The organism is Roseovarius halophilus (ex Wu et al. 2025) (assembly GCF_047086965.1).
Genome location: NZ_JBKOTX010000006.1, coordinates 32,494 through 44,627 on the forward strand (window position 1 = coordinate 32,494; position 12,134 = coordinate 44,627).

At 64.7% G+C, this 12,134-nt stretch carries 11 protein-coding genes; all 11 read right to left on the minus strand.

Annotated features, from left to right (window positions below):
- Nucleotides 1–6: 6 nt before the first annotated feature.
- Nucleotides 7–867, minus strand: a complete 861-nt coding sequence (locus ACH107_RS02110) for a flagellar motor protein MotB (RefSeq protein WP_412504449.1) — start codon at nucleotides 865–867, stop codon at nucleotides 7–9.
- 93 nt (nucleotides 868–960) lie between these two features.
- On the minus strand, nucleotides 961–2,361 hold the full coding sequence (locus ACH107_RS02115) for a TRAP transporter large permease (RefSeq protein WP_412504450.1): 1,401 nt from the start codon (nucleotides 2,359–2,361) through the stop codon (nucleotides 961–963).
- An 11-nt stretch (nucleotides 2,362–2,372) separates the two neighbouring features.
- Entirely contained in the window at nucleotides 2,373–3,005 is a 633-nt protein-coding gene (locus ACH107_RS02120; protein ID WP_412504451.1) for a TRAP transporter small permease subunit, read from the minus strand.
- Nucleotides 3,006–3,073: 68 nt separating this feature from the next.
- Nucleotides 3,074–4,093, minus strand: coding sequence for a C4-dicarboxylate TRAP transporter substrate-binding protein (locus ACH107_RS02125; RefSeq protein ID WP_412504452.1), 1,020 nt, complete (start codon nucleotides 4,091–4,093; stop codon nucleotides 3,074–3,076).
- A 160-nt stretch (nucleotides 4,094–4,253) separates the two neighbouring features.
- The gene (locus ACH107_RS02130) at nucleotides 4,254–5,399 is read right to left on the minus strand and encodes an iron-containing alcohol dehydrogenase (RefSeq protein ID WP_412504453.1); all 1,146 of its coding nucleotides are present in this window, start codon (nucleotides 5,397–5,399) and stop codon (nucleotides 4,254–4,256) included.
- Nucleotides 5,396–6,778 carry an aldehyde dehydrogenase family protein gene (locus ACH107_RS02135; RefSeq protein ID WP_412504454.1) on the minus strand — a complete coding sequence of 461 codons (1,383 nt, stop codon included), beginning with the start codon at nucleotides 6,776–6,778 and terminating at the stop codon, nucleotides 5,396–5,398. Before ACH107_RS02135 ends, ACH107_RS02130 begins: the two co-directional genes overlap by 4 nt.
- A gap of 91 nt (nucleotides 6,779–6,869) precedes the next feature.
- Entirely contained in the window at nucleotides 6,870–8,225 is a 1,356-nt protein-coding gene (locus ACH107_RS02140; protein WP_412504455.1) for a glutamine synthetase family protein, read from the minus strand.
- Nucleotides 8,226–8,337: 112 nt separating this feature from the next.
- Complete coding sequence (locus tag ACH107_RS02145; protein WP_412504456.1) at nucleotides 8,338–9,372, minus strand: TRAP transporter substrate-binding protein; 1,035 nt, start codon at nucleotides 9,370–9,372, stop codon at nucleotides 8,338–8,340.
- A 52-nt stretch (nucleotides 9,373–9,424) separates the two neighbouring features.
- Nucleotides 9,425–10,747 carry a TRAP transporter large permease gene (locus ACH107_RS02150; RefSeq protein WP_412504457.1) on the minus strand — a complete coding sequence of 441 codons (1,323 nt, stop codon included), beginning with the start codon at nucleotides 10,745–10,747 and terminating at the stop codon, nucleotides 9,425–9,427.
- A 1-nt stretch (nucleotide 10,748) separates the two neighbouring features.
- Nucleotides 10,749–11,345, minus strand: a complete 597-nt coding sequence (locus ACH107_RS02155) for a TRAP transporter small permease subunit (RefSeq protein ID WP_412504458.1) — start codon at nucleotides 11,343–11,345, stop codon at nucleotides 10,749–10,751.
- A complete protein-coding gene (locus tag ACH107_RS02160) occupies nucleotides 11,338–12,129 on the minus strand; it encodes an N-formylglutamate amidohydrolase (protein WP_412504459.1) in 792 nt (263 codons plus the stop codon). Before ACH107_RS02160 ends, ACH107_RS02155 begins: the two co-directional genes overlap by 8 nt.
- Nucleotides 12,130–12,134 lie beyond the last annotated feature (5 nt).

Below are 12,134 nucleotides of genomic sequence, written 5' to 3' on the forward strand. Positions count from 1 at the left end.
TCCGCGTTACATGTCGGACCGCAAGAAGATGACCTCCAGCCTGTCATTGCGGATCGCCATCGGGTCGCGGGTGGCCGGCTCGCGGTCGGCATGCCCGGTGAGACGGCGTATGCGGGTCGGGTCCATGCCAGCCGATTCCAGCAAGCTTCGCATCCGGTCGGCCCGCCGCGCTGACAGGCGCCACACCGGGCTGGACAGAAGCGTCACCGGTCGCGCGCGCGTGTGACCTTCGAGCGCGAGGCCGTTTTCCACCATCGTCGCGGCCGTCGCCAGCAGATCGGACAGGTCACGCAGCAGCGGCGTGGGCTCGGACGTGCCCGGTCTGAACAGCGTTGCACCGGGCCTGTCGAACAATTCGACGACAAGGCCCTCGTCGGTCACGCGCGTGACGATATGCCGGCGCGTTTCGTGCGACACCGTGCTTTCACCGCCGCGGCCCATCAGGACCTCTTCCATTTCCTCGAATCGTTCCCGGTCGGCCGACATGCGCCCCTGCCCGGCACCCTCGGGCGAGACACCTGTCTCGCCGCGGGCCTGCTGGCGTTCCGTCGGGCGCAGGTTTGTCGCGCCGGTGCCGTTCTGCGGCAACTGATCCTCGGAAAAGACGCTGTCACCGCCGAACATCCCGTCACCCCCGCCCGATATCCGGTTCACCGGAACCGTCGGGCTGAAATAATCGGCAATGCCCTTTCTCTGTTTCTCGGTTGTCGCGTTCAGAAGCCACATCAACAGGAAGAAAGCCATCATCGCGGTGACGAAATCTGCGTAGGCGACTTTCCACGCGCCGCCGTGATGCCCGTCACCGCCGGTAACCTTCTTTTTCTTCCTGATGATGACTGGCGCGACGTTATCGCCCGGCGCGCGCATGTCCACCACCTTTCTACTCACCCGTGGAAAGGGGTAGCAGACCCGGCATTACGCATGGATTAACATTTCAATTTGCGCGGATATTCGAGGCCGTCAGACCAGCCCGGGCAGCCACAGCACGATCATCGGGAAAGCCACCAGCAGGGCGATCGTGACCGCGTCGGCGATGAAGAAGGGCATCACGCCCTTGAAAACGTCCTGAACGCTGAGATCGGGCCGCACGCCGGCGACCACGAAACAGTTGAGCCCGATGGGCGGCGTGATCAGGCAGAATTCCGCCATCTTGACCACGAGGATGCCGAACCAGATCGCGCACATCGGCCCCGACATGCCGAAGGTACTGTCGGCCGCCGACACGAACTCGCCGCCGTTCAGCGCCATGACGGCCGGGTAGACCACCGGCAGCGTCAACAGCAACATCCCGATCGCGTCCATGAACATGCCGAGCACGGCATAGGCCAGCAGGATGCAGACCAGGATCAGCATGGGCGAGACGGTCAGCGAGGTAATCCACGCGGCAAACGCGCCGGGCAGATCCGCGAAGCCCAGAAAGCGCACATAAATCAACACCCCCCAGATGATCGTGAAGATCATCACGCTGAGCTTGGCGGTTTCCAGCAGCGCATCCTTGAGCTGCGGCCAGCGCATCCCGCGCCAGACAGCCATGCAGAACACGACGAAAGCGCCGATCGCGCCACCCTCGGTTGGGGTGCCCCACGCATCGCCGCCGAACGGGTTGTAGACGAAGAAGATGATCGTCACGACGACGAAGACGATGGGCAGCGCGGGCGGCAATGACACAAGGCGTTCGCGCCACGTGAACCCGCCGACCGGCGGGCCGAACCCCTTGATCAGCAGCGCCATGCCGATGATGAGCGAGGCATAGACAACGGCCGAGAATGCCCCGGGTATGAAACCGGCCAGCAGCAGCTTGCCGACGTCCTGCTCCACGATGATGGCATAGATCACGAGGATCGCCGACGGGGGAATCAGGCTTGCCAGCGTCCCGCCGGCGGCAACGACACCGGACGCGAAACGCTTGTCATAGCCGATCTTGAGCATCTCGGGGATGGCAATGCGCGCGAAAACCGCGGCCGTTGCCACGCTGGCGCCGGACACCGCGGCAAAGCCGGCCGTGGCGAACACCGTCGAGACGGCGAGCCCGCCCGGCACCCACGCGATCCAGCGCTTCGCCGCCTCGAAAAGCGCCTTGGTCAGCCCCGCGTAATAGGCAAGGTACCCGATCAGGATGAAGGTGGGGATGAGGCTGAGCGCCTGACTGGATACCTTGGAATGGGGCACCTGTCCGGCCGTTTTGGCGGCGACGGTCAGCGCCCAGCCGAATTCCTCGGCATCATAGCCCTTTTTCGACCAGAATATCCAGATCAACCCGATCATGCCCGCGAGGGCCGCGGCAAAGGCGACGCGCATTCCCAGCACGACCAGCAACAGCAAGCCGCCGGTCACGGCAAGGCCGATATCAATCGGGTCCATCAGCGCGCCTTTCACTCATCACGGCCCGAGACATGCTCGGCCTCCATCTGTGCCTGCGTCGCCGCGTCCAGCACCAGCGGCACCGCCACCGGCCGCGTCGTGCCGCTGACCAGCGCCCGGCCGAATCCCCACGCCTGCAGGCCCAGCCGCAGGCAAAGCACCGAAAAGGCGACCGGTGCCAGCAGTTTCGCGGGCCAGATCGGTAGCGCGATGTCCATCGTGCTGTCGCGGCTCCAGAGCGGGGCGTTCCAGTCGAAGCTGCGGTCGAAATGCGCCCAGCTTCCCCAGACCAGCAGAACCATCAGCGCCAGCACGGCCAATGTCGTAAGCAGTTCCACGAAATAGAGCACCCGGCCCCTGAGCACCCCAACGACGATGTCCATGCGGATATGCGCGCCCTCGCGCATCACGTAGGACACGCCCATGAAGGCGATCAGGGGCATGGCCTGTTCGATCCAGTCCACGTACCCCGGCAAGGGCTGATTGAAGAAATTGCGACCGCCGACCGATATCACGGCAAGGATCATCAGGGCGAAAACGGCAAGCCCGCTGAGCAACGCGAAAAAGCGTTCCAGACGCAGAAGACCGCGATCCAGCCGGCTGAGGCGGCTGTCATCGGTCAGAACCGAGGCGGCACCGGCCATGGGTCACTCCTGAGGATGCGGTTACGACGTCGGGCCGCCCCGGACCAAGCCGGGGCAGCGGACCACGATCAGGAATCTGTCTTGAGTTCCGCCAGCTTGCCGGTGACGAAGTCATAAAGCTCCTGTGCCGGCAGGCCGCGGTTGCCCATGTCCTCGATCCAGGCCGCGGCGGCCGGGCCGGCCACGGCCTCTTCGAACGCGGCGAGCGATTCTTGGCCGAAGGTCACCCGCTCGATTCCGCGTTCATCCAGCGCCGGGCCCCACGCCTCCATCGTGTTGTTGGTGTAATTGTCGACATAGTGGTCCAGCGCCTCGTCTATCGAACTCATCAGCGCCTCGCGATGCGTGTCGGACAGGTCGTTCAGTGCATCAGTGTTGGCCACGACCGGGCAATTCACCGTCCCGGGGTTGAGGTTCGTCGTCCACCACTTGCCGTTCTCGATGGTTCCGAAGGCCATGTGCGCGTGTGGCGCGAAGGCGACCGCCTTGACCACCCCGCTATCCATGGCCTGACGCACCTCGGTCGCTGACATCGAGGTCGGCACGGCGCCCGTGGCCTCCATCGCGGCCCCGATACCGCCAGTGGCCCGGACGCTCAGCCCCTCGAAATCATCAAGGCCCTCCGGCGCCTCACCAAGCCCCACAAGGTTGTATTGTGGCAAGGGCGAGGGCATCAGCAGCGTGGCATTCCAGCGCGCCAGGTCTTCCTTGACCGCCGGGTGATCATAAAGCGCCATCGACAACGCGCGTTCCTGATCCAGCGTTTCGACCCCGAGGAACGGCAGCTCGAGCACCGTGATCGTCGGGTTCTTGTCGCGGTGATAGCCCGCGCAGAACTGTGCCATCTCGAAAGCGCCGATCGAAATGCCGTCAAGGTTCTCGCGGTTCTTGCTGAGGCCGCCGTAGCTGATGTTCAGCGTGAACTCGCCGTCCGTTTTCTCGGCCACGAGTTCGGCCAGCTTCTCGGTGTTCTCGGTGAAGGCGCGGCGCTTGCCCCAGAGCGACACGTTCCACTCCGTCGCCAGCGCCTCGCCGGCGAAGGACAGCGAAATCGCCGCGGCAGTCGCCAGACCCAGATACTTTTTCATGATCACCTCCCTGTTGGTTCCTTCGACCCCGCGCGATGCGCCGGGCGTTTTCTCGTTGCGTCACGCGTCAGGCGCGACCACCGACCGCCCGCGATGGCGGGCGGGCACCATGGAAGTATCGCACCCCAAAAAGCGCGCCGGGTCAACAGCCGCCGGCCAGTCAGAGCGCCGCGCGGAACAGTTCCGTCACGTTCGCCTCGGTCAATGCCACCGGGTTGCCGCCGCAGGACGGATCAGTCAGCGCGTCCTTGACCAGCGCGGGGATGCTTTCGGCCGTCACGCCCAGGTCGCCCAGCTTGCGCGGGACACCAAGACGTTCGTTGAAATCCTGCACGAAACGGCGGAACCCGTCGAAACCGCCCTCGATCCCCAGATAGGCCGAGGCCATGTCGAAACGATCGGCGATCGCGGACGCGTTGAAATCCAGCACCGTCGGCATGCAGACGGCATTGGTCGTCCCGTGATGGGTGTTGAAATGCGCCCCGATGGGGTGGCTCATGGCATGGATCGCACCAAGCCCCTTCTGGAAGGCGGTCGACCCCATGGCCGCCGCGCTCATCATGTGGGCGCGTGCCTCGATGTCATCGCCGTTTTCATAGGCCCGCGGCAGGTTCTCCTTGACCAGCCGCATCCCTTCCAACGCCATGCCCTGGCTCATCGGGTGGTAATGCGGGCTGGAATAGGCTTCGACGCAATGCGCGAAGGCGTCGAGCCCCGTGCCCGCCGTGATGAACTTCGGCATGCCGACCGTCAGCTCCGGGTCGCAGATCACCACGCTGGGCAATACCTTGGGGTGAAAGATGATTTTCTTCACATGCGTTTCGGAATTCGTGATGACGCTGGCGCGCCCCACTTCCGAGCCGGTTCCGGCGGTGGTCGGCACGGCGATGTTCGGGACGATGGCGTCGGCGTCGGCACGCGTCCACCAGTCGCCGATATCCTCGAAATCCCAGACCGGTCGCGTCTGCCCGGCCATGAAGGCGACCATTTTCCCGAGGTCCAGACCGGACCCACCGCCAAAGGCGATCACGCCGTCATGCCCGCCGGCATTGAACGCCTCAACCCCGGCGGCGAGGTTCTTCTCGTTCGGGTTCGGATCGACCTGCGAGAATATGGCGGCACCCAGCCCGGCGTTCTGCATGATGTCGAGCGTCCCGCGCGTGACCGGCAGATCCGCCAGCCCCTTGTCCGTGACAAGCAGGGGGGTCGTGATGCCTGCCGCGGCGCAGGCGTCGGGCAACTCGGTGATCCGGCCCGCGCCGAAACGGATGGCCGTTGGATAGGACCAGTTTCCGACAAGTTTCATTTCGTCACCTTTTTCAAATGGTAGGATTTCGGACGTGTGAGGTTGTGATACCCGATCACCGACAGCCCGCCGCCACGGCCGGTCTGCTTGCAGCCGGTCCAGCAAAGCCCCGGGTCGAGGTAATCGGCGCGGTTCATGAACACGGTGCCCGTCTCCACCGCGTCGCCCACCCATTCGGCGCGCGCGATATCCGCTGTCCACAGGCTGGCGGTCAGGCCGAAATCGCTGTCATTCATCAGCCGGATCGCCTCGGCGTCGTCCTTGACCGGCATGATCCCGACAACCGGGCCGAAACTCTCGTCGCGCATCACACGCATGTCATGGGTCACGCCCGTCAGGATCTGCGGCGTGAGATACGCGCCGCCGTCATCCGCCGGCTTGCGGTCGATATGCGCCGTCGCGCCCATCTGCAGCGCTTCGTCGATCTGCGACCGCACCTCGTCGGCAAAGCGGACATGCGCCATCGGCCCGATATCGGTGTCGGCCTCCAGCGGATTGCCCAGCTTGTAGGCCTCCACGATCGCCACGGCCTTGTCGATGAAGGCATCGAACAGGCTCTCGTGAACGTAGATCCGCTCGATCCCGCAACAGCACTGGCCCGAGTTGAACATCGCGGCGTCGATGAGCGTGTCCACCGCCGCGTCAAGGTCCGCATCCTCCATCACGTAGCCCGGGTCCTTCCCGCCAAGCTCCAGCCCCATGCCGGTGAAGGTCCCCGCCGCCGCATGCTCCATCGCCTTGCCGCCACCGACGGATCCGGTGAAGTTGACGAAATCGAAAGCGCCGCCGGCGATCATCTCCGACGTGGTGTCATGATCCAGAAAGACGTTCTGGAAAACATCCTCGGGCACCCCCGCCGAATGGAAGGCCCGCGCCATGCGCTCCCCCACAAGCAGAGTCTGCGTGGCATGTTTCAGCATCACGCTGTTGCCGGCGATCAGGGCCGGGGCCACGGTGTTGATCGCCGTCATGTAGGGATAGTTCCACGGCGCCACCACGAAAACCACGCCATGCGGCACCCGCTTGATATAGCGCTTGAACTCGGCATCCTCGCCCACGGCGATATCGGCCAGCGCCTCCTCGGCGATGGCGGCCATGTGGCTGGCGCGTTCGTCGAACCCGCCGAACTCCCCGCCGTACCGCACGGGCCGGCCCATCATGTGCGCCAGTTCCGGCACGATCTCGTCGTTCATTGCCCCCACGGCCGCCACGCCGTCCATCACCAGCCGGGTGCGCTCCGCCAGTGGGCGGGCCGCCCAGTCCGCCTGCGCCGCCCGCGCCTTCCCGGCCGCGGCACGGGCCGCATCGCGTGACAGGGTCTCGCGCTCGGCGACCACCGATCCGTCGATCGGCGAAATACATGTCAAGGTTCCGGTCATCATGTCCTCATCGCATTCAAGAGCCCACGCTCTTCATCTTGCCCAAAATACTCCCGCCGGAGGCGCCCGGCCGACGCCACCGGCGCCGCGGTCAGGCCCGCTCGAACCCGCGGGCGACCTCGTAATCCGTCACGGCCCTGTCGAGATCCTCGATCTCGACCTCGGCGGCGCGGACGTAATGATCGACCACGTCTTCGCCCAGCGCCGCGCGCAGCATGGCCGAGCCTTCGAGGCTGTCGCGCGCCGCCCGCAGGGTCTGGGGGATCAGGCCCGACTCCCCCGAATACGCGTCGCCGGAAAGTGGCGGCTCCAGCGTCAGGGCCTCCTCGATCCCGGCGATCCCGGCGGCGATCTGCGCGGCCATCGCCAGATAGGGGTTCAGGTCCGACCCGCCGATCCGGCATTCCACGCGCACCGCCTTCGTCCCTTCGCCGCAAAGGCGGAACCCGGCGGTGCGGTTGTCCACCGACCAGACGGTGCGGGTCGGCGCGAACGTGCCTTTCTGGAAGCGCTTGTAGCTGTTGATGTAAGGCGCAAGGAAATAGGTCACGTCGGGCGCGTATTTCAGCAGGCCGGCCATGTAGCTTTTCATCAGCGCCGACATCCCGCGGCTGTCGGCCGGGTCGTGGAAAGCCGGCTTGCCGTCCCGCCACAGGGATTGGTGGATATGGCTGGACGAGCCGACCCTGTCGTAGTGCCACTTGGGCAGGAAGGTCGCGGCATGTCCCTGCTGCCACGCGATTTCCTTGACCGCGTGTTTCGAAATCGTGTGATAATCGGCGGTGTCCAGAGCCGGCGCGTACTTTATGTTGAGCTCTTCCTGCCCGGCCTCGGCCTCGCCCTTGGTGTTCTCCACGGGGATCCCGGCCGCGAAGAGGTGATTGCGAACGGGCCGCATCACGTGCTCTTCCTTGGTGGTCTGGAAGATATGGTAATCCTCGTTGTAGCCGCTGATCGGGGCCAGATCGCGGAAATTCGCCTTGCGAATCTCGTCGAAGCTCTTCTCGAACAGGAAGAATTCCAGTTCGGTCGCCATCATGGCCTCGAAGCCCATCCCGGACAGCCGCGCGAGCTGCGCCTTCAGGATCGCGCGCGGAGAATGCGGCACGGCCGCGTGGGTGTGGTGATCCAGCACGTCGCACAGCACCATGACGGTACCGTCCAGCCACGGCACCGGGCGCAGCGTGGCCAGGTCGGGCTTCATCACGTAATCGCCATAGCCCGACGCCCAGCTTGTCGCGGCATAGCCGTCGGGCGTGTCCATCTCGAGATCCGTGGCCAGCAGGTAATTGCAGCAATGGGTTTCCTCCCACGCGCTGTCCGCGAAATGGGCCGCGTGGAACCGCTTGCCCATCAGGCGACCCTGCATGTCAACGAAGCAGGCCAGCACCGTGTCCACGTCGCCCGCGGCCACGCCGGCCTTGAGATCCTCGAATGTCAACGTCATCAACTCCCCCGGTTCGCATCCCGCGCCGGCGCGATCCCGCGAAAGACCCTGCCGGTATTCTTGCTTGAGAAATCCGCCGGGGCGCCGATGCGCCCCGGCCTGTCGTGGCTGTTCAGGTGTAGCGGTACGGCCGACCGGCTTTCTCCATGTCGGCGTTGTACTGCTTGAAGATCTCCACGACCTTGCGCTTGGTCTCGGACTGCTCGGCGATCTCGTCCCAGAATTCGCGCGCCGCCGTCTCGACGGTCGCCCACTCGGAATCCGGGATCGAGGTCAGTTCCATCTTCTCGCCGTGCACGCGCAGGCGAGCCTCGCCGCCCCAGTACCACCACTGTCGGTAGTAATGCGACTGGTCGCAGCACACGCGGAACAGCGTCTGCAAGTCCTCGGGCAGTTCGTTCCAGCGGCCCTGATTGGCAAAGAAGGAACCGCACCACGCGCCCGAGATATTGTTGGTGAGGAAATAGTTGGTCACGTCGGCCCAACCCACCGTGTAATCCTCGGTGATGCCCGACCACGCGATCCCGTCAAGCTCACCCGTCTGCACGGCGACCTCGATATCCTCCCATGGCAGGGTGACGGGAACCACCCCGAACTGCGACAGGAACCGGCCCGCGGTCGGGAAGGTGAAGACGCGCTTGCCTTCGAGGTCGGCAAGGCTGCGGATCGGATCCTTCGTGGCGAAATGGCACGGGTCCCACGCGCCGGCGCTGATATGCTGCACGCCGACCTTGGCGTATTCCTCTTCCCAGATTTCCTTGAGACCGTACTGGTTGAACAGCACCGGCACATCCAGCGAGTAGCGCGATCCGAAGGGAAAGTACCCGCCGAAGACCGTCACCTCTGTCGGCGACGCCATCGAGTCGTCGTCGGATTGCACCGCGTCGATCGTGCCGCGTTGCATCGCGCGGAACAGCTCACCCGTCGGCACCAGCTGATCGGCGAAGTAGAGCTCGATCTGCATCCTGTCGCCGGCGATGCGGTTGAACATGTCGATCGCCGGCTTGACCACGTGTTCGGCCAGCGCGGGGCCGGCATAGGTCTGCATCCGCCACGTGATCTTTGACTGGGCGATGGCCGGCGAAGCCAGCGGCGCCGCGACGGCTCCGGCCCCGGCGGTGGTCAGAAACTTGCGTCTTGTCGTCATTTTCTTCTCTCCTTGTCAGAATTCCGGCCCCCTGCCGGGGCTCTTCTTGGGGTTATTTTCCATAGACGTAATCAGGCAGCCACAGCGCGACCTCGGGAAACACCATGACCACGGTCAGCGCGACGACCATCACCAACACGAAGGGCACGATCGACACGTAGATATCGCGCAGCCCGATCTCGGGCGGGGCCATCGCGCGCATCAGGAACAGGTTGTAGCCGAACGGCGGCGTCATGTAGGCGATCTGGGTCGTGATCGTGTAGAGCACGCCATACCAGATCAGGTCGAACCCGAGTTGCCCGACCAGTGGCACGTAAAGCGGCGCGACGATCACCAGCATCGCCGTGTCGTCGAGGAACGTGCCCATCAGGATGAAGCTGAGCTGCATCAGGATCAGGATCAGCCACGGGTTCAGGCCCAGCTTCTCGGTAAAGAGGTCCTCGATGGCGTTCACCGCGCCGAGGCCATCGAAGATCGCGCCGAACCCGAGCGCCGCGAGGATGATCCACATGAACATGCAGGACACGGCCAGCGTCTGGCGCACGCTGTTCTCGAACACCTCGCGCGTCATCCGCCCCTTGAGGATCGCCGCGACGAAGGCCGCCGTGGCCCCGATGGCTGAACTCTCCACCAGTGACGTCCAGCCCTTGACGAAGGGAAACATCATCACCGCGAAAATGGCCAGCGGCAGAAGCCCGGCCCGCAGCAGGCGCAGCTTTTCGGACATCGAAACGTCGCGCTCTTCCGCCGGGAGCACCGGCCCCAGATGCGGCTGCACCCGGCAGCGAACATAGATGTAGATAATGAACAGCGTGGCCATCATCAGCCCCGGGATCACCCCCGCCAGCCAGAGTTGTCCCACCGGCTGCCGCGCGATCATCGCGTAGAGCACCAGCACGACGGAGGGCGGCACGAGGATGCCCAGCGACGACCCGGCCTGTATCACCCCCGTCACCATGATCTTGTCATACCCGCGGCGCAGCAGTTCGGGCAGGGCGATGGTCGCGCCGATGGCCATGCCGGCCACGCTGAGCCCGTTCATCGCCGAGATCAGAACCATCAGCCCGATCGTCCCGATCGCCAGCCCCCCTTTCACCGGCCCCATCCAGACATGGAACATGCGGTACAGGTCGTCGGCGATCTTGGATTCGCTCAGGACGTAGCCCATGAAGATGAACATCGGCAGGGTCAGCAGCGGATACCATTTCATCAGCTTCATCGCCGCCGAGAAGGGCACGTCGACACCGCCCGTCCCCCACAGCAGCAACCCGGCGGCCGCCCCGACGAACCCGATGGCGCCAAACACACGCTGCCCCGTGAACAGCATGAGCATCATCGAGGAGAACATCAGGATCGCGATCAACTCGTGCGACATCTCAGAGCGCCTCCCCGCGGACACGGCCGATATCGCGGAAGAATTCGGCAAGGCATTGCAGCAACATCAGGAACACGCCGAGGCAGAGCAACGTCTTCACCGGCCACAGGTATGGCCGCCAGACGGTGCGGCTGCGCTCGAGGAAACCCAGCTTCTCGCCGGCGGCATCGGCGCCCTGCGTCACGAAGGTAGCGGCCAGATCCCAGAAGAAGGCGAACGGCTCGGTTCCGAAATATCCCAGCGAGTAGGCGGTGGACCCCACGGCACCATAAAGCAGCACCCCGAGGTAGAAGATCAGGAACCACACCGTTATCCCGTCCATCCACGCTTTCTGGCGTGGTGTCCAGTCGCCATAGAAAAGGTCCATCCGGACGTTGGACCCAAGCTGGACCGAGTACGGCCCGCCCAGCACGTAATAGGCGACCATCACGAACTGCGCAGTCTCCAGCGTCCAAAGCGAGGGATCGAAGAAGGTCTTGGAAACCGACGACCACAGCAGGATCGCGACAAGCACGAAGATCAGGTACATCGTGATCCGCCCGATGAAACGGTTCATCGCGTCGATGGCGCGGACGTAGGCGACAATCGGTCTAGGCACGGGGCGTCCCCTCCACGCGAGGCAGGCAATCATTCAATGCCGGCGTCAGCATCGACAGAATCTCCGCCGCGACCTCTTCCTGCGCCGCGGGCGTTTGCAGCAGGTCATTTCGCACCTCGATCATCACGTTGGGCAGGCCGTTCGCGAGGCCGTACAGCTTCAGCGAATGGGTGACGCCGTCCTGCGGGCCGTAGGGCTCGTTCCGGCGCACGATGCGCCGCGGCAGGGTCGCGGCGCGGTCGAGCATCGCGTCGGCCAGTCGCGCGTCTCTGTCGTGAAGGATCCCGATTTCGACCTCGCGCGGCGTGCCGAACCACGAGGGCGTGAAACTGTGCACGGTGATCAATGCCGTCGGCAACCCGGCCTGCCGCCGCTTGTCCAGCAGGCCCTGAACCGCGGCGCGGAAAGGGCTGTAGATCGATTCGACACGCTCCTCCCTTTCGGCTGCGCCAAGTGCGCGATTACCGGGGATATCGACGGTTTCGGATTTTTCGGGCATCGCGCTTGGTGCCTCGGGCGGGCGGTTGCAGTCATAGACAAGCCGCGAGACGCGCCCGGCGATCATGGGCGCCTCCAGCTGCCTCGCCAGGATCATGGCCAGGTCGCGCGCGCCCGGATCCCATGCCACGTGGCCGATCCCCTCGCCGGGGGCGAGCCCGAGCCCGGCATACCGGGCGGGGATGTGATGTGACGCATGCTCGCACAGGACAACCGCGCGGCCCGCCGCCTGCGCGTCGATGATCTCGACGGCCTCGGACATCTCGGAAATGTCGGTGCTCGGCATTCATT